General features: G+C 66.4%; 13 protein-coding genes and 1 pseudogene. 8 read left to right on the top strand and 6 right to left on the bottom strand.

Annotated features, from left to right (window positions below; translation table 11 throughout):
- Positions 1 to 8: 8 nt before the first annotated feature.
- Positions 9 to 476: an NUDIX hydrolase gene (locus LUX31_RS32450; RefSeq protein ID WP_235478870.1), complete on the bottom strand. Its 468-nt coding sequence runs from the start codon at positions 474 to 476 to the stop codon at positions 9 to 11.
- 353 nt (positions 477 to 829) lie between these two features.
- Between LUX31_RS32450 and LUX31_RS32455 the strand changes: the two genes are divergently transcribed.
- A complete protein-coding gene (locus tag LUX31_RS32455; protein WP_235478871.1) occupies positions 830 to 1,285 on the top strand; it encodes an NUDIX domain-containing protein in 456 nt (151 codons plus the stop codon).
- Positions 1,286 to 1,288: 3 nt separating this feature from the next.
- Here LUX31_RS32455 and LUX31_RS32460 read toward each other — a convergent pair whose 3' ends face one another.
- Positions 1,289 to 2,173 carry a hypothetical protein gene (locus tag LUX31_RS32460; RefSeq protein ID WP_235478872.1) on the bottom strand — a complete coding sequence of 295 codons (885 nt, stop codon included), beginning with the start codon at positions 2,171 to 2,173 and terminating at the stop codon, positions 1,289 to 1,291.
- A 731-nt stretch (positions 2,174 to 2,904) separates the two neighbouring features.
- Between LUX31_RS32460 and LUX31_RS32465 the strand changes: the two genes are divergently transcribed.
- The 3 genes from LUX31_RS32465 (at position 2,905) to LUX31_RS32475 (ending at position 6,867) form a co-directional block, all read left to right on the top strand.
- Complete coding sequence (locus LUX31_RS32465; RefSeq protein WP_235478873.1) at positions 2,905 to 3,960, top strand: tyrosine-type recombinase/integrase; 1,056 nt, start codon at positions 2,905 to 2,907, stop codon at positions 3,958 to 3,960.
- Positions 3,961 to 4,096: 136 nt separating this feature from the next.
- A complete protein-coding gene (locus LUX31_RS32470; protein ID WP_235478874.1) occupies positions 4,097 to 6,367 on the top strand; it encodes a tyrosine-type recombinase/integrase in 2,271 nt (756 codons plus the stop codon).
- A gap of 35 nt (positions 6,368 to 6,402) precedes the next feature.
- A complete protein-coding gene (locus LUX31_RS32475; protein ID WP_235478875.1) occupies positions 6,403 to 6,867 on the top strand; it encodes an NUDIX hydrolase in 465 nt (154 codons plus the stop codon).
- 403 nt (positions 6,868 to 7,270) lie between these two features.
- On the opposite strand, the gene LUX31_RS32480 is transcribed toward LUX31_RS32475, so the two are convergent.
- The gene (locus LUX31_RS32480) at positions 7,271 to 8,155 is read right to left on the bottom strand and encodes a hypothetical protein (RefSeq protein WP_235478876.1); all 885 of its coding nucleotides are present in this window, start codon (positions 8,153 to 8,155) and stop codon (positions 7,271 to 7,273) included.
- Positions 8,156 to 8,401: 246 nt separating this feature from the next.
- On the opposite strand from LUX31_RS32480, the pseudogene LUX31_RS38025 reads away from it, so the two are divergent.
- The 4 genes and pseudogenes from LUX31_RS38025 to LUX31_RS32495 all read left to right on the top strand — a co-directional run.
- Positions 8,402 to 8,596: pseudogene (locus LUX31_RS38025) on the top strand (Tn3 family transposase); the annotation flags it as partial.
- Positions 8,597 to 8,627: 31 nt separating this feature from the next.
- Positions 8,628 to 8,759 carry a hypothetical protein gene (locus LUX31_RS38030; protein WP_443046093.1) on the top strand — a complete coding sequence of 44 codons (132 nt, stop codon included), beginning with the start codon at positions 8,628 to 8,630 and terminating at the stop codon, positions 8,757 to 8,759.
- 12 nt (positions 8,760 to 8,771) lie between these two features.
- Positions 8,772 to 9,287 carry a hypothetical protein gene (locus LUX31_RS32490; RefSeq protein WP_235478877.1) on the top strand — a complete coding sequence of 172 codons (516 nt, stop codon included), beginning with the start codon at positions 8,772 to 8,774 and terminating at the stop codon, positions 9,285 to 9,287.
- 50 nt (positions 9,288 to 9,337) lie between these two features.
- Complete coding sequence (locus tag LUX31_RS32495) at positions 9,338 to 9,838, top strand: NUDIX domain-containing protein (protein WP_235478878.1); 501 nt, start codon at positions 9,338 to 9,340, stop codon at positions 9,836 to 9,838.
- 98 nt (positions 9,839 to 9,936) lie between these two features.
- On the opposite strand, the gene LUX31_RS32500 is transcribed toward LUX31_RS32495, so the two are convergent.
- The 3 genes from LUX31_RS32500 to LUX31_RS32510 are packed head-to-tail and all read right to left on the bottom strand — an operon-like array spanning position 9,937 to position 17,185.
- Positions 9,937 to 12,582 carry a pPIWI_RE module domain-containing protein gene (locus LUX31_RS32500; protein ID WP_235478879.1) on the bottom strand — a complete coding sequence of 882 codons (2,646 nt, stop codon included), beginning with the start codon at positions 12,580 to 12,582 and terminating at the stop codon, positions 9,937 to 9,939.
- On the bottom strand, positions 12,582 to 15,890 hold the full coding sequence (locus tag LUX31_RS32505) for a hypothetical protein (RefSeq protein WP_235478880.1): 3,309 nt from the start codon (positions 15,888 to 15,890) through the stop codon (positions 12,582 to 12,584). The genes LUX31_RS32500 and LUX31_RS32505 overlap by 1 nt, the downstream gene beginning before the upstream one ends.
- Complete coding sequence (locus LUX31_RS32510) at positions 15,887 to 17,185, bottom strand: restriction endonuclease-related protein (RefSeq protein WP_235478881.1); 1,299 nt, start codon at positions 17,183 to 17,185, stop codon at positions 15,887 to 15,889. The genes LUX31_RS32505 and LUX31_RS32510 overlap by 4 nt, the downstream gene beginning before the upstream one ends.
- Between the last annotated feature and the right edge of the window lie 233 nt (positions 17,186 to 17,418).

The following is a 17,418-nucleotide window of genomic DNA, read 5'->3' on the forward strand; positions in this document are numbered from 1 at the left end:
GGACCGTCTCAAGCCTCACGGATCGGCGTGTCGAGCACGGAGATGAGTGCGTCCACGTTGGCGGTGATGAACTCAGCCAACTGCGGTGGCATCAGGTTGAGTTCGGCGACGGCTTCCGCTGTGAACGGCACCCGGAACACCTCGTAGCCTCCCCGCTCTGGCTTGCTGAACTCCGTGCCGGTCCGCGCGGTCAGGTCCATCGACACCAGGTTTGCGGCGAAGATGTGCTGGATGCCGATGCCGTCGTCGAGTTCGTCGGTGATCAGGTAGACGAGTTCAGCGCGGCCCACTGTGCCGCCGAGTTCCTCGTACACCTCGCGGTGCAGGGCCGCCTCGATGGTTCTGTCGTCGGCTTCCACACCACCGCCGACCGTCACCCAATACGGCTCACGGCCTGGCTTGGTGCGCTTGATCAGGACAAGGTCGTCACCGTCGAGGAGGATGGCGCGGGAGCTGCGCTTGACGACGTCGATCATGGCGGGGGTTCCTTCTGGTCGCGGTACGGCAAGAAGCCGAGTCGGAGTGCCGCCTTGCGGCGAAAGGATCTCCAGCTTGGCGGGCTGATCATGAAGCAGACCGTGGCTCGGGCATGACGTGCGCGTGCTGAACCAGTGCCGCAACTGACAGCCCCACCAAGCGCCGGGGAAGGTGTACCAGTTCGACCAGCGCGGGTGCGGTGAAAAACCCTAGGCGAACCAAATGGCTTCTGCGGCAGACTGACTGATCCCCCTGCGCCGGGTGTATCGCTCCAGCACCCCGAGATCGTTTGGAGGAAGGAAGGCGATTGACTGAGTCCAAGCAGCCACTGGCCCGGTGGAAGAGTGAACCGATGACGACGCGACTCATCGCCGCTGTGCTCGTCACGGATCCAGACAGCGGCAGACTCCTCATCCTGCGGCGGAGCAGCCACTTGGATTTCGCGCCCGGCGAGTGGGACGTCCCCAGTGGCAAAGGCGAGCCCCGAGAACCGATCACCGCGACCGCCGTCAGGGAACTGAAGGAGGAGACGGGCATCGTGGCTGCCGAGGCAGACCTGCGCCTCGTCCACGTAGTGCATGGCGCCTGGGGAGCGGAGGTTCCGGGGATGTTCATGGCCCTGGTCTTCCACACCGACCGGTGGAGCGGTACTCCCCGCAACGCGGAACCGCACAAGCACGACACCATCGCCTGGGTGCCGCCGGATCACCTTCCGCAACCGTTCACACACACCACCCTGGTCGCCTTCAAGCGGTACCTGGACGGGGGGCCGATCCTTTCGTTCGACGGCTGGCCGGAGGCCGGATGACGGTCAGTCCGGGCACCTGCCGCAGGGCCGTCGCCCGAAGTTGTGAAGCTCAGCAATGAGCCGCGCGGCTTCTTTCCTGGCCGTCTCTAGCCGGGGGTCCTCGGGGTGCGCGTGTGGACCGGCGATCTTCGCGCACATGAACAGTGCCATCAGCCGACCAGACCTGCTCTCCAGGTCCGGCCGACGCTCGCTCCACACACGTTCCGCCAAGGCAGGGACAGCTAGGGCATGGCCCCATAGCGTGGCCGCGTCCAGCCCTCGTGGCGCCATGCCCCAGTCTTCCCAGTCGATCATGCAGAACTCCGGGCCGGTGACGTTCGCCCACGTCAAGTCGGCGTGGGCCGGCAGCCACTCCTCCACCGTGGTGTCGGTCACCTCGGGAAAGACTTCCCCGAGGGTAGCTGTCACCAGCTCCTGCCTGATGGTTTCGGTGTCCGGCGTGGCGACGCGGGGTGCCGACTGGGCAGCGAGCGCGTCCAGCGAGGCGTTCAGAGAGGACCACCACGCATCCGCGAGACGAGGGTCTTCGATCACGAGAGCGGCTTGACCGACCGGCGCGGCATTGACCAGTTCCATCTCATCCGCCCGCCACATCACCGGCTCACCGGGCTCGCGCCAAGCGAGCCCTGTGTACCACTGCGGCATGACGACCCCGCTCAGGACAGCAGCCGATTCGGGGCCGTTCCACCCCTGGGCGCCGATCCGGTCGAACCCACGCCGCTCAATGCGAACCCATGTATTGCGGTCCGTCCGTGCCCCGACAGTCCGGCGCTTGCGCACCACTGTCTCCCGGTCGAGACGTACCTGCAGTGACCGCTCCACACGCTCCAGCACCCCGTCAAGCGGTTCCCGGCGTAGATCAACAGCACGAGGTACAGGCAGCGTCATATGCGGGACCGTAGCAAGCCGCAGGGGCCGAATCCCGAGATGGGCAGCCGCCTCGGTCTGTGCGGCGGCGCCGGCCGTTGACATCCGCCATACGGCCGGTCTGACTACCCCCACCCCACCTACTCGTCACCCTCAGGCATAAGACCAGGTGGCGTCCCGCCAGGTGCCGCCAGGTGGTGTAGCGGATCAAGGCGCCGGAATCCGCAGGTCATCGCCGTGCCGGCGCGGTTCGGGGCCGCGCACGGTGCTGACGGCAGGTCAGCCGCCGCGCGACCCAGGAGCCGTGTCCCAGGGGGTGGCCGACGCGCGGCTTGCCGGAACACGTCGAGCAAGGTCGCCTACACCACGGAGCGGGACACGACCTAAGACCAGGACACCGTTCGGTCGGAGCCACCTCGTCGAACGTGCCTGAACCATCACAATGGGCGGCATGGCCACCTCACCCCTGCGGGAAGCCGCACGCGTCATCACCCTTGACGATGCCCAGCGGGTCCTCCTGCTGCGCTACCCCGAGGGCAGAGTCCAGTTGACTGCACCAAGTAGATCCATCCACGAGCCGAGCGGGCTCGTTGACCGGAGGGCTTGGTGTGGCGACAGATCTCAGGCAGCGGATGTTGGAGGGGAAGTCCGAGCTCCCGCGAGCGGGCCGGCTGGCTCGGACGGGCGGGTTGTTTCCGCCCTACGTCGTCCTCGGGGGTGATGGCTCCGAAGTCGAACCGGTCACGGAGTACTTGAAGGATCTCGCGCTCAGCGACGTGAGCGTGCTGACGCCTCGGAGCTATGGCTATGACCTGCTCCGTTGGCTTCGTCTTCTGGCGGTCCTGGAGGTGGCCTGGGATCGTGCGACTCCGTCTGAGCTCGATGTTCTGGTGGGCTGGATGAAGTCCGCGCCCAACCCTCAACGTCGCAGGTCAGCAGGTGGTACCCGGCCTGGAGTCGTCAACCCGCTCACGGGCAAGCCTTCGTTGAAGGCGGGCTACGCACCTCGGACGATCAATCACTGCCTCACGGTCATCCACGGCTTCTATGCCTTCCACGCGATCGGTGGCCGCGGACCGGTGGTGAATCCGGTTCCCGAGTCCCGACAGCAACGGACTGCGCTGAGTCATCGGAGCCCGCTGGAGACCAAGCCGACCGTGCGTCGAGGCCGGCTTCGCCAGAAGGTGCCTCAGCAAGCACCCCGCGCGATTCCTGATCGCCTTTGGGACGAGTTGTTCGCCGCGATGCGGTGCGACAGGGATCGTGCGCTGCTGGAGATTTACGTTTCCAGCGGTGCGCGGGCGAGTGAGCTGCTCGGCGCTCTCGCCGAAGACGTCGGCTGGGCTGAGCAGCTGATCTATGTGATCTCCAAGGGCACCCGGCTTCGGCAGGGGGTGCCCATGTCGCCGCAGGGCCTCCGATATCTGGCTGCCTACCTGGCAGAGGGTGAGCCGCTCGCACCCGGCGATCCGCTGTGGAGAACTCGCCGCGGCGAGTCCCGGGCCTTGACCTACTGGGCCATGCGCCGGGTCTTGCAGCGGGCGAATGAGCAGCTCGGGACGAACTGGACTCTTCATGATCTCCGGCATACGGCTTCGACGCGTATGGCCAACGGCGGCACGATGACCCTGGCTGAGGACCAGACGATCCTCCGGCATGCAGACATCAACACGACCGGTGTGTACCTCACTGTCCGGATTGAGGATATGTTCGACCGTCTCCAAGAGCACTACACGCGCCCTCGGCCCGTCCGGACGTACGCCGCGGGCTACTCGGCCGACGACATGAAGGCGGTCTTCGGTGAGTAACCCCACCCGAGCAGGTCGCTTCCCCGACAGCAGTGCCTCCCTTGGTGAATCACCGATCGAGCCTCCTGGCCGGATCCTCCAGCCGCCCCTCGTTCGGCAACGTCCGCAGCCATTCGGGGATCTTTCGCAGGCGGACATGGATCTCATCGGCAAGCTCGCCGGCGATCTGCCGGATGTTCACACAGAGACCACCCGGGAGAGACGGCTGCTGGTCGTCCGGATGCTGCTGCGCCACCTCGATCAGTTCCCCGGTGGAACCTGGCAAGAACGCTGGGAGGCCAGCGGCCTGAACGACGCCAAGACCCCAGTCCGCGATCGGGAAAGCACCAAGGAACGCAGGGCGTTCATCACCACGGGCCTCAAGACGGTCCTGGCCCTGCGACTGATCCAGCCCTCGCTGGAAGCATTCCGCTCCAACAAGTTCATGGGCTACCAGGGCATGTTCCTCCCGGCTCAGGGCGACCCGCTCGTGGACCAGTTCGTCGCTGCCGTGAGCCGGCACGAGGTGAGCCAGGTCCACCGCGACCACGCCCTGTTCGACGTGGCCTTCGCCCTGACCTGCCACGGGCTCTCCTTCGCCGACCTGAGCCCCGAAGCGCTGCTGTATCACTCCCAGGAGTGCCGCCGGCTCGGCCTCACAACTGCGAACATCGGCGATCCACGCCGCCACCAGGGCCAAGTGGCGTGGCAGGTGCTGCACCGGATGGGGCACTTCCCCGATGGCACTCCTCCGAGGATGAAGGAGCTCCTCCTGCCTGGCCAGCGCAGTATCGAAGAGCTGGTGGCGTTCCGGCCGATCGGCAGCGGGCCGGTACGGCAACTGATCATCGACTACCTCACTCGCCGGGCGAGCGAAGTCGACTACAGCACCTTGAAGAACCTCGCCAGGACCATCGCCCACACCTTCTGGCGGAAGATCGAAGCGATCAACCCGGGCCAGCGTGATCTTCACATCGATCAGGCCGTCTACGCCCAGTGGAAGGCCGAGCTGCGCCTCCGTGAGAACGGTAAGCCCCGCACCGACGCCGAGCACATCCTGTTGCAGGTCCGCTCCTTCTACCTGGACTTGCACAGTTGGGCGGTGGAAGAGCCCGAGCGGTGGGCCGCCTGGGCGGCCCCGTGCCCCATCTCGCGCGGCGACCTGCGCGGGTTCGGCGCTCGTCGTCGTCTCCAGGAACGCACTGATGACCGGACCCGGCAGCGCCAACCCCTGCTGCCGATCCTCGTTGCTCATGTGGAGACACGGTTCGAGGATGCTCAGGACTTCTTGGCCGTCGCATCCTCCGCCTCCCCCGGTGCTTGTTTCGTCCACAAGGGACGGCAATACTGCCGAACGCTTGAGGGACCTTGCGATTTCGCTGGCGATCCCATCATTCATGTGCGCGACACCGAGTCCAGTGAGCTGATCGATGCCACCGCCTCGGAAGAGTCGCTCTTCTGGGAGTGGGCGACGGTTGAGGTCCTTCGCCATACAGGGATTCGCATCGAAGAACTCGTCGAACTCTCGCAATTGAGCGTACGCCAGTACCAACGGCCTAATGGCGAGGTCATCGCACTCCTGGTGATAGCCCCCTCCAAGACGGATCGCGAACGCGTCATACCGATGTCAGCGGAGCTGTTCCATGTCATCGCCGCGATTATCCGGCGGCTCACCCGCCACGGCAGAAAAATCCCGCTACTCAGCCGCTACGACCAGCACGAAAAGACCTGGTCCGCGCCCATGCCCTTCCTGTTCCAGCGGCAGAGGGGCGGCACCACGGCGGTCATCAGCCCGCAGCGGGTCCTCAAACTCCTGAGCCGACGGTGCGAAGCCCTGGCTGAGCAGCATGTCGGGTTCCAAGGGCTGGTCTTCACGCCGCATGACTTTCGGAGGCTGTTCGCGACGGAACTCGTGAACAGCGGCCTGCCCATCCACATCGGCGCGGCTCTACTCGGACATCTCAATCTTCAAACGACGCGCGGATACGTTACCGTCTTCAACGAGGATGTCGTGCGGCACTATCAGGAATTCCTCCTACGTCGCCGTTCCCTTCGGCCTCAAGAAGAGTACCGAGTCGCGACGGGAGAGGAATGGGACGAGTTCGAAGAGTATTTCGACAAGAGAAAGGTTGAGCTCGGATCCTGCGGCCGCCCATATGGGACACCGTGTGCGCATGAGCATGCTTGTATTTGTTGCCCGATGTTGCAAATCGGCCCGAAAATGATTCCTCGGCTTGATGAAATAGAAATAGATCTCCAGCAGCGTCGCGAGCGGGCCGAACGCGAAGGCTGGCGCGGCGAGATCGAAGGCATCGATCTGACCATGTCGTTTCTACAGGCGAAACGGATCGAGGCCCTGCGGTCCCAGCGACTCGGCCAGCACGTCGATCTCGGCCTACCGAACCCTGCGGCCGCTCGCCGAGACTGACCCCAGCCGGCAGCGCTCTCTGTGAAGCTGGAGGCATGACCACACCACGCCTTCGAAAGGTGGCCCGCGTCATCGTTCTGGATCGTGAAGACCGTGTCCTTCTCCTCCGATACGAGGAGAACGGGGGCTTTTGGGCGGTTCCTGGTGGGTCCTTGGAACATGGAGGGACCCACCTCGGCGCTGCCCACCGGGAACTGCAGGAAGAACTCGGGGTGATCGACGTGAAGGTCGGGCCCGAGTTGGCCGTCCGGACCAAGGACCACCTTGTCGGAGGCGAGGCGGCCCGGCAGGTAGAGAAATACTTCGTGGCCGTCGTGGACGCTGTAGAGATCGACCCGGCCTGGGCCAGCCAGCCTGACGACATCCGCGCTTGGCAGTGGTGGAGTCTGCACGAGATGCAGGAGACGGCTCAGACGATCTATCCGCTCGGCCTCGCGAAACTCATCATCGACTACCTCCGAAGCGGCCCGCCCACCACGCCGATCGAACTGGCCGGGTAGCGCTCATCACTCAGCTTGGCGCTATTGCGGCGACCGGATGACCGGCCTGGGCGACGCCTTCGCCACCTACGGCCGTATCTTCAAGACGCTTCACCTGGTGGAATTCGGGTGTGCAATAACCCGTGGGTTCGGCCGGGCTTCTTTCCTGCGGTACAGCAGGTCAACCGGGCGGGCGGGGCCGACGAGCCCGTGTGGATCATGATGGATCTTCGAAAATCCTGAAACTCCATCATGATCCACGTGCAGACGTGCGGGCCGATACCCGCGGATTACCTGATCAGACCCGGTGTCGAGGCGATGAGCGTCACGACGAACTCACGGGATATTGCAAAGTCCATCCGTACCGCTGACCAGCGGATACATGCCCACTGTGTGCCGGGTGTCAGAGATAGGCCCCTGGGACCTAGCCGTCGAAGGGGTCTGTATCAGGTTCCCAGCTAGGGTCGTCCTCATAGTCGCTGAAACGCTGCATGGTCATTCCGGCCAATTCGAGTTCGTCTCGTGACAGGTCAAGCCCACAGACCAGACAGGTGAACTGGCGAGGGAGGAACCACTCCCCGTCGTACGGGTCGCCAGATGTCCACTCCCGGCCGCGGACGCTGCCTTGGCTTTCGCAAGCGGGGCAGGTCATGGGCAGACTTAGTCCCCAGATCTCCGCAGAAGCGAGGCTCGCCTTGAGGGCCTCGCGATCGGGCGTGCTGCCGAGGCGGTGAGTGAAGTCGCTCCCCGCCTTCCGGGCTTTTCGGACCTTCATGTCGTAGCGGAGCTGCTGCTCTCCGACTGACATCTCCACAATCTGCTTGCTAAGACCGTGGTGTCGTTCCCAGAAGGACTCAGGAGTCCTGGATATCGCGGGAAGGAGCTGTTCCACGCACAAGATCCCAGCGGTCAGCAGCTGCCGACAGTCGCTGGGAGTGGCCGAACCCATATGCGTGAGCCCGTTGCGGTTGTCCCGGAGCGAGTCCAAGTCATCGCGCTTCTGGAATGGCTTGCTGAGCTGCTCCTCTGCGCGCTCCATGGCTATCTTGCCGCTGACAGTGCGCAGCTTGTGGAGAGTCTTGTCGTCGCTGAGTGCAAGCCGGTCGGCGTCGGTGAGCCGTTCCTTCTGCGTGAGGAGAGCTTCGTCGACGGAGGCCAGGTATGACTTGCAGAGGTGTTCGATGGCGACTGCCATGTGATGGATAGCGAAGTCGGAGTCGTCTGGGTCGGCGGATTCGGAGTAGGAGTCGAGTGCTGTTTCGGCCCAACGCCGCGCCGAGTTGAAGAGATGTTCGTGGGTCTCAGACACCTGACAGACGATAGAACGTGGCCCGGCCATGGGGTACGGATGCGACAGGTACCGTCCGCTGACTCAGGAGTCGGTGTGAGTGGGCTCGTTCGGTCACCAGGCGAGCGAGCAGGCGGCTCCTACTCGTCTCCTGTCCGAGGTAGGAGCATCGCCTCGACACGGGGTCTCATCAGGTAGTCCGCGGGTATCGGCCCGCACGTCTGCACGTGGATCATGATGGAGTTTCAGGATTTTCGAAGATCCATCATGATCCACACGGGCTCGTCGGCCCCGCCTGCCCGGTTGACCTGCTGTACCGCAGGAAAGAAGCCCGGCCGAACCCACGGGTTATTGCACACCCAATTCATCGACTCCGAGGCGTACCGCAGGATGATCGGCGCCCAGCTGAACATCGGCGAGGGCCGCCACGCGCTGGCCCGACGGTTCTTCTTCGGGCGGGTCGGTGAGCTGCGGCCCGGCCTACCGGGACGGGATGGAGGGCCAGCTCGGCGCGCTGGGCATGGCGCTGAACGCGGCGGTGTGGAACACCCTATATACCGGCGCCGCCGTACGGGAGTTGGATCCCGACGCGCCTGCGGCTGCGGGCGGTCCCGGTGTTTGGTGAGAGTGTGTGTCCATGACGGCTGAGCAGAGCGCACCGCGCGACACGACGGACATCGAGGCCGCCCTCGGGCGCATGGTCTACCAGGCAGCGTCCCTGGAGATGGTGATGCGTTTCGCGGGCGAGATGCTCGCCACGGCGCAAGCAACTCGTGATGCACTCGCGTCCCAAACGGCGGGCAGGTTGCTGCCGACCGTCAAGGCGATCGCCGCCCAGCGGACCGAGATCACCCCGGGGGAGCTCACCGATCTCGGCGAGATCGTCAAGGATGCGGAGCCCCACCTGGCGAGCAGGAACACCTACATACACGGGGCGTGGGGTGAGGTGGACGGTGACCTGCTGGCGATGAACCGCAGGCCGAAGAACGGATTCCGTACGAGGCCGCTCGCCGTGGCCGACCTGGAGACGCTCGCGGCCGAGCTGCAAGCCCTGGTGAACCGCACCATCGAGTGGACGTACTCGGCCTTGCAGAAGACGCACCCGCACATCTTCACTGCGGACGACAACGAGCAGCCCGGCGACGACACCTGACGCGCCTGTCGGCGGGGCTACTTGCTCCCGTCACGACGCTCTTCCGAACGGTGCCGTCGTCAGCCCCGCCGCACCTCGCCGCCCTGACCTGCACAAAGAGGACGCGACACGGCTTCTCATCGCTCTCCCAAGGTCACCGGTACGCTGGCTGGCTTGACTGGTGCAGAGAAGGCTACTGGGCCACCCCCGGCGGTTCCCTGGAGGCAGGGGAGGACCACGCCGCCGCCGCCGCGCTCCGCGAACTGAGCGAAGAACTCGGCGTCGACGAGAAGGACGTCGTACTGGGCACGCAGCTCGCCGAGCGCAGCACGGATCATGCAGTCGGCGGGCGGGAAGTCCGGCAGGTCGAGCGGTACTTTCTCGCCCAACTCGCGCCCACGGATGTCGACCTCGCCCGTGCCACTCAGCCCGACAACATCCAGGCCCATCGCTGGTGGAGTCTTCAGGAGCTGAGGGACACCCCGGAGACGATCTATCCCGTTGGTCTCCTCGACCTCATCACCGAGGTACTCGCCAAAGGCGTGCCCGAGCGTCCCATCGTCCTGCGCTGACCCGACCCGCGTACATCTTCGGAGATTCAGGTCTGGCCTCCGACCCATCCGGCTAGCGCGTGGGGTCTGACCAGTCAGCAGTGGCATGGGCTGGCCGATCAGACGATGTATTCCTCCATCAGTTCGGCGAGGTGGACGATGGCGGGCCAGGTGGTGGCGATGTTGGTGTGGGCGTGGAAGCGTCGTTGGGCGTGGACGTACATGGCCCAGTCGGCCGGGTTGTCGCCGTCCTGGAGGAAGGCGGGCACGATCTCCAGCGAGGTGGGGTTGGAGCAGGTCCAGGTCCGGTTGGCGGTCTGGGCCGGGTCGAACTTGGTGAGCGTGAGAGGGGTCTGGTTCTGATCGGGGCGCGGGTTGATGCCCCAGAAGGAGCGTTCCCCGACTTCGACCAGGCCGGAGAATCGCCCGTGCCGGGTGACGGGGATCAGTTCGTCGGTGTCGTCGCCGGCGCTGGCCATTTCCTGGGTGACACCGAAAGCTCTGGGCACTGCAGAGCGATCGCTGCGCTCGCGTAGCCGGATGATGCGCAGGCCCGGCTGGTCGCCGGGCTTACGGCGGTCTGGATCCGCGCTGGGGGCCGTGATGTCGATGCCCGGCAACACGAGCTGGTCGAAGGTGATCCGGCTGTCCTGTAGCCAGGGCCAGATGTCCTTGTCGCTCGTCCGGGCGCGGCGTACGAGCAGCAGGCGGTTGACGGTGGAGTCGAGCGACAGAGCATTGGTGAGGAATTCGGCGAGGGCCGCGCGAGCGGTACGGGGCACGCGTCCGCGGCCGGCCACGAGTGCTTCCGGCAGGGTGGTCAGTGGCATGGGGCGCTCGGTGGGGCTGCCGGTCGTCGTCATGAGCTGTGCCGTGGACTCCTCGTGGGTGTGCTGACGGATCAGCATGGGCACGAGCATCCGCTCGCCGGCGGGGGCGAGCCAGACGGTGATCAGCTCGAAGGGGCCTTCGACTCCGGGTGGGGCGGGGAGTTTGGGCAGGTGACCGGCTTGGCGGAGGGCGTCCCGGAGGGCGGACGTGGCGCGCTCGATGTCGGTGGTCGCGAAGTCGGTGCCGGGGAAGCGTTTAGCGAGGGCTGCTTTGCTGGGATTGGTGTTGGCCGGCGGGATGGGGCGTAGGCCCTGGACATTGCGACGCAGGCTCGGGAGGACTTTCTTGAAGAGGGTTTTGGGGTCGCGCTGGTGTGTGCGGGAGAAGTAGGCCGCGCCTTCCATCTCCACGATGCAGGCGGTGGGGTGGGCGAGGCGGGGGAATGCACGGGTGATTCGCGCCGTGCGTTCGGCCTCGCTGGCTTCGTAGGCGGCCCGCCGGGCTGCCGGGTCTGACTCGGTGGAGCGCGGCAGACCGGCGGTCAGGTCTTGCGGGTCGTGGCGGTGGAGGGTGAGGTTGATCGGTCCGGTGAAGCTGGCGCACGCCGCTGTTGGGGTGGCGGGAGTCAGGCCGAGTTTGTCGGCGGCGGCTGTCTGTAGACCTTGCCACGTGCGGTCGGAGGAGGCCCAGACTTCGAGTTCGTACGTGGGGGAGCCGGGCAGCTGCATCGGCAGGCGTGTCTTCGAACGGGTCCGTGCCTTGGGGCTGGGCATCAGGGGGACCAGCCCCTTGTCCTCCAACTGTCGGGCGACCTGAGTGAGGGCCTCCATGTGGTCGCGGGGCTGGTAGCCGTGGCCGACGGGGTGGTCGTGGGTGGCACGAGCCGGCGGGGCGCCGTCCTGGTCCGGATGGCGGTAGGTCATGCCGCTGCTGTGGACGAGATGGGCGGCGAAGGGCTGTCCCGCCGCGGTGCCAGGGGCGGCGCGCAGATCGTCGAGGCTGGGTGGCTCGTGGTGGGTGAGGCGGGCGAGGACGCTGGTGACGCCCGGCTGCCAAGTCCAGGAGGTGTCCTGTCCGCGTCGGCGGATGGTGACGGAGCTCTGCAGGAGCATGGGACGTTCGCGGCGGTGGATGAAGCCTTCCTTGGCGGAGAGCAGGACGCTGGCGGTGGGGTCGCCGTTTCCGCGGCGGGGGATGTAGTCGAGCGCGTTCGTCGCGAAGCGGGTCATACCCAGGTCGACGTGGAGGTGGACTTCGGGAACGCCCGGCACAGTTTCCAGGTGGAAGGTGAGGACGTCCACGCTGGCTCCGACTGCGCCGTCTTCATCGATGAGAGGCTCCGGTTGGCCGAGGTGCAGGGTGCGGCGGCCGTCGGCTCGGGTGGGGCCGAGGCGCAGGTCACGGTGGTGGCCCATGAGCTGAAGGTCGGTGGTGGTGAGATGTTCGGCGACGAGGCTGGGCAGGAGGTCGAAGACGTGCGCGGGAGGGTTGGCGGTGCCGTTGGGATGGAGGCGGCCGTGCTGGGCGAGGTCGAGGTCTTCGGGGATCCATTCGAACTGGCCGGCGCCTTCGAGACGGCAGTACCAGTCGGTGTCCGGCACGTGGGGCGCCACGTGAGCGGAGGCCCATGCCGACAGCGCGATCAGCAGCAGGTCCGGGTCGATCTCGGTTCGCGCACGCAGCCACGCCGGATGGCGAGGGTCCCAGTGCACGGAGGTGATCTCCGGGTCGATGAGGGTGATCAAGTCCTTCAGTGACTTGGTGGGCAGGTTGTCGGGTCCGTTGCGCTTTCGGCGGCCGGGGCGGGCCTCCCAGGCGGCCTGGAGGACGTTGAGCATCCCGGGTGGGCAGGTCGCGCGGTAGCCGGTGACGGACCAGCTGGCCCCGGGGGTGAAGGTGAGCACGGTGGCCTGGGTGGCGCGGTAGGCGGGCATCAGCGGTGACCCCAGTCGATGTTGTCGAGGAGATGGGAGGCCAGGCCCCAGCAGGCGTGGGCGAGTTCATGGTCGAGGCGCTGTGCCGCGGTGGCGGTCGGGCCTGGATCGGTGAGCCAGCCGTGCAGGAGTTGCTGGGCGGCGACGATCACGCTCGTGCGGGGAGTGTCGGCCGCGGTTTCGTCGAGCGTGGCGGTGCGGGGCGCGAAGGCGGCGTCGCAGAGGTACACCAGAACCGGTTCGTTGCCGCGGATGCCTCGGCCGATCGTCTGGTGGAGCGGGACGAGGAAGTTGCCGACGAACGCCGCGTGTTCGACCGGGTCGGCCAGGCGGGAGAACAGAACCGGCTCTCCGACCCGCTGCTGCCAGCGGCGGCGTTCGCCGTGGCGGAGTTTGCGCGCGAGGTCGACGGGATCGACCGAGGGGTCGGCCAGCCCGATCGGGTCGCGGAGGCGGCGCATCGCCTCACGGCTGAGCAGGGACAGCGGGAAGGTGGCATCGTCGGCGGGTGGGTGGATGCGGGCCAGGTAGAACACCGCGCCGAGGGCTGCGACGCGGCGGGCGTTGAGGATGTTGTGGCCGCGTTGGACGGCGCCTTCGGCAGCAACCAGGATGTCGGCGCCGGAAGCGGCAAAGGTGGGCAGGCGGCGCCTCGGGATGCTGTGCCGAGTGGGCGGATCGTCGTCGCGGATGACGTGCAGGGCCGTGTAGGGCGTCTTGTGGTTGATGTAGTCGGCGACCGTCTGGGCATCGCGGGTGCTCTGCACGGTGAACAGGACCTGCTGACGGTCGTCGGCCAGCCGCAGACGGGCCTGCTGGAGCAGGGAATCGCGCGCACCGGGGGCCGGGTTGCAGATCCAGTCCGCGGCCGTGCACAGGGCCTGGGCATGTCGAGCGGGGTCGCCGCCGGTACCCGAGATAAAGACGGGGCGGCCGTCGGCGTAGCGCGGCGGCCGGAAGAACATCTTGCTCTCCTTCAGCGCCGCCCTGGCCTTTGCCGGCTCCCGTAGTACCAGGTTCGGGGCGACGTCCAGGTGGAAGCGGGGCGAGGCGGGCATCCAGCTGGTGGCCGAGGCCAGGACGACATGCGGTCCCTCGATGCCCTCGGCTGTCAGGAGATCATGGAGGTGGTAGAGCAGCCAGCGGCCGACCCCGCGCAGCCACAGGATGCTGAACGATCCGCTGTCACCACCGGGGTTGGGCTGCCACTGAAGCGCCATCAGGTTCCCGGCAGCCTGTTCGGGCACGAACGGCATCAGGTCACGTGGCGGCTGCCGGCTCCAGAAGTCCTCTCCGTCGCCGATCGGGGAGGAGCCGATGGCGCGCAGCCGTTGGGCAACTTCGAAGAATGAGGTCGTGATTCGCGCGGCCCATACCCCGGCCTGCAGCAGTTGTGCGTACTCCGCCAGCGTGCCTCGGACATTCGCCTCGTCGATGGCGGGCTGGTGCGTCGTGATCCATGCCTCTGCGGCCTCCTGGGCCGAGACACGAGTGTCGTGGGCTGCCGTCATCGCCTCGATCAGCTCGGCCCAGTTCGTCGCAGGAGCCTGGAACGGGGCGGAGAGCAGCGAGGCGAAGTGCTCTTCGAAGTAGTAGTCGGCGGCTTCTTCCTGCTTCGCCTTGTCCGTGAAGTCAGTCCGTTCACCAAGGCCGTGAAGGCTGCGGGCCAAGCGCCGCATGAGGCTGTAGCCGGTGAACGGTCCCTCGGCGATGACGTCGTGCAGTGCGTCCGCACCAGAGGCGATGACCAGCCGGTACAGCTCGGTCAGTGCCTGATCGTGCCGACGGAAGTGTTTGTCGCCGGCCGTCACCTCCGGGTCGAGCAGATCGAGGAACCAGGAGTGCTCCAGCCGCTGCCCGATGCGGTCGCCTACCCGGTGACTCCAGCCCCTGCCGGGCTGGGAAAGGATTTCGTGCAGCAGGAACCGGTCGTCGAATTGCTGCTGCACGGTGTCGGCTTCGTCGACGAGCAGGACAGACAGGTGGTGCTGTGCCGCTTCGGCGACGCGGACCTCAATATGGGACTGAGGCATCCTCGTTGAGGCCAGGCCCGCCGAGGTCGTCACCCACACCTGTGCTTCGGCAACCTTGCGTGCCGCCGTATGCGACGGGCACCGGGACAGAAGCGGGCAGTCTCGACGCCCGCTCTCGCCGGCGACGGTGAGCCGGCCTGTGCAGGGCCGCTCCTCGCGGGGCAGCGGGGCCCGGTCGGTCCTGCTGGTCAGCCGTAGCTCCTCCAGGTAGCACTGGTCGTCGGCGAACGCCGCGGCAGGGTCCAGATCCGTGGGGAAGGTCGTCTCGCCGTCGTGGAGGAGCGAGCGCCAGAACCGGTCCTTGTGGATGCCTTCCCGGGTGCGTCCGAAGATGGGCACGGCATCGATGCCCAGGGCCTGCAGGAAGCTGACTTTGGCGAACACGTCGCTGCCGGAGGCGAGGACGAACCCGACCTTGCCGCCGCGGCGGGCGACGATGAAGGCGATCAGGTCCAGCAGGGTGGACTTGCCGCTGTTCATCAGGCCGACCACGTGCCACAGGCGGTCAATGGTCATCCGCCACTGCTGATCGAGGAGATGACCTTCGGTGTGGTCGGCCAGCAGGGCTTCCATCTGCTTGAACCGTTTGACGAAGTCCCGGTTTTCGATCTCCGGATGGGCTTCCAGGAGTTTGTCGATCTGTTCGGCAGCCCACTGGAAGTCATCCTGCGTGAGGGGGATGGGCTCCTGCACTCGGGAGACCGCTGCGGGCAGCACAGCGGGCGCCGGCGCCGGGATGAGAGTCTCGGGGACGCGGATCTGTTCCCGCCGGCCGTCGGCCCGCTCGAAGGAACACACCGAACCCGGCGGCGCCGGCCGGTACGGGGACGCCGTCTGGTAGGGGGCGATCTTCTGCAGCGTCTGACGGTAGAGGTCATGACGGGCCGCGGCGTACGGGGTGGACCGCCGGGTGAACACGGTCGACAACTCCGGCTTGTGGCCAAGCATGTCGCAGGGTTCGAAGCCCCGCACCTGTACCGGCAGCTTCACGTACTGATCGAGCTTCTCCCGCATGGTCCCGGTCTTGGCAAGCGGGCCCATCACCTCCCGCAGGGTCCGGAGCTGCGGGCCCAGGTCCTCCTGCAGGCGCATGTACCCGGACAGAACCGGCCACAGCGCGCCGACGCCCTGGCCGGGCAGATGGTCGTCCAGGAACGACAGGCCCACTTCCAACGCGCAGATCTCCCACGGCCTGAGGGGTCCGAGCAGGGGCCGTACGCTGTCGTCCGCCAGTTCCTTAACCAGTGACTTGCTCCAGGCGCGGGTGTCCCTCATCGCGCTCCTCCTGCCTGACGCGCACGGATGGTGGCCTGCCGCAGGAACGTCTTCTCGTCGAGGACTTCGACGCCGGAAACGCGGCCCTGCAGTTCGCGTTCCAGATCCGCGACGTAGCCGGGAGTTCTGAGGCGGTGCATGGGGATGACGATGATGCGTCGCCGCGCCGGCACGCGTGGATCGCAGCGAAAGCCCCGGGCGAGTAGGGCTGGGCTTGAGCAGTCCTTGGCGTCGACGGCCCAGCGCTCCGCCTCTGCACCCGGTTCCCGGGCCTTGAACGTCAACGCCATATCCCACGCGTCCAGGCACGGCCAGTCCTCGACGCACAGTGTGCCGTCGGCGATTTCGCCCAGGTGGTCCAGCAGTCGTCCCTCCAGCAGTCCCGGGTCGTGGAAGAACTGGCGGGTTGCCCGGTGCTGGGTCCAATACCCGCCCAGACACGCCACCTCGTACCGCTCTGGCACCCCTGTACAGCCGACAGCCCCACAGTCAACGGCCCCGTCGTCAACCGGATTCCGGCAGTCTGCACAGCGCCGCAGGCGAACTTTCCCCGGTGCCTGAACCGGGTGGTGGACGTAGGCGATGCGGACGAACTTCGCGAGGAACGAGTCATGGTCGGAGTCCGCTGCCGGGAGTTCCCGCGCCAGCGCCTGGACCTCGCGGTCGCTGAGCACCGGATGGTCGATCAGCAGGCGCCGCAGGCGACAGTAGACCCGCTGAACAGCGTCGTCGTCCTTACCGTTCATCCGTGCACACAGCATCAAGGCGGCAAAAACCTGATTCTGAACGAGCTCCGCCTCGACGTCAGCGTGCTGGATCAGGTCTGCCGCCTGGTCGGCGAACTCAGACAGGTCATCACCCTCCAGCAGCACCGCTTCGAGATCGCCCTCGGTGAGGGACAGCGGTACGGGCCACGATCCCAGCGGGCGACGGCACCAGTCGAACAGTTCCAGGTCATTGCCGGGCGCATCCAGGCCCAGTGACTGCGCCTTCCACCACAAGCGGCCCCGTGCGTCACGCCAGGCACGCGGCAATGGTCCCGACCCATCCGTGCCGCGGGCTTGAACGCCAGCCCGCTGTCGTTCGAGGCGGATTTTCGCCAAGGCGGCACACAGCAGCTCCACCAGCAGGTAGTCGTCCTGAGCGGTCCGTGGGTCTCTCTCTCCGCCGGGGCCGGCGTCCCGCGATGCAGGGACCGCAGCAGCCGGGCGGGGATCATCTGGAAAGTCGCCGTCAACCGATTGTGGCTGCGTACCGCCGGAGGCCGACGCAGCCGCTTCCTGAGCAACACTCATAGCCAACCGGTATACCCGACCGCACTGACAACGCCCCTCGGGATTCGAATGACTATGCGATTGATCCGCTCATTGGTTCGATTGTCGTCGGCCGGCGCTGCCGGATGGCAGTGTGGACAGCTGCGCTTCGGCCTGCGGGATTCTTCGATGGGGATCTCTGAAAACCGCTCTGTCTTCGGTTCCGGGAAGGCGCGCGGCCCGCGCTGTCAGTGGTGGGTGGTGGGATATGCCGT

Source organism: Streptomyces sp. GQFP, from assembly GCF_021545335.1.
In the GTDB taxonomy this organism is placed as follows: Bacteria; Actinomycetota; Actinomycetes; order Streptomycetales; family Streptomycetaceae; genus Streptomyces.

What these genes read in the sequence shown, in the direction of transcription:
- LUX31_RS38030 (WP_443046093.1), top strand. Translation starts at nt 8,628, where the DNA reads ATGGAGGGCCAGCTCGGCGCGCTGGGCATGGCGCTGAACGCGGCGGTG.
- LUX31_RS32490 (WP_235478877.1), top strand. Translation starts at nt 8,772, where the DNA reads ATGACGGCTGAGCAGAGCGCACCGCGCGACACGACGGACATCGAGGCC.
- LUX31_RS32475 (WP_235478875.1), top strand. Translation starts at nt 6,403, where the DNA reads ATGACCACACCACGCCTTCGAAAGGTGGCCCGCGTCATCGTTCTGGAT.
- LUX31_RS32470 (WP_235478874.1), top strand. Translation starts at nt 4,097, where the DNA reads ATGGATCTCATCGGCAAGCTCGCCGGCGATCTGCCGGATGTTCACACA.
- LUX31_RS32460 (WP_235478872.1), bottom strand. Translation starts at nt 2,173, where the DNA reads ATGACGCTGCCTGTACCTCGTGCTGTTGATCTACGCCGGGAACCGCTT.
- LUX31_RS32510 (WP_235478881.1), bottom strand. Translation starts at nt 17,185, where the DNA reads ATGAGTGTTGCTCAGGAAGCGGCTGCGTCGGCCTCCGGCGGTACGCAG.
- LUX31_RS32455 (WP_235478871.1), top strand. Translation starts at nt 830, where the DNA reads ATGACGACGCGACTCATCGCCGCTGTGCTCGTCACGGATCCAGACAGC.
- LUX31_RS32500 (WP_235478879.1), bottom strand. Translation starts at nt 12,582, where the DNA reads ATGCCCGCCTACCGCGCCACCCAGGCCACCGTGCTCACCTTCACCCCC.
- LUX31_RS32505 (WP_235478880.1), bottom strand. Translation starts at nt 15,890, where the DNA reads ATGAGGGACACCCGCGCCTGGAGCAAGTCACTGGTTAAGGAACTGGCG.
- LUX31_RS32450 (WP_235478870.1), bottom strand. Translation starts at nt 476, where the DNA reads ATGATCGACGTCGTCAAGCGCAGCTCCCGCGCCATCCTCCTCGACGGT.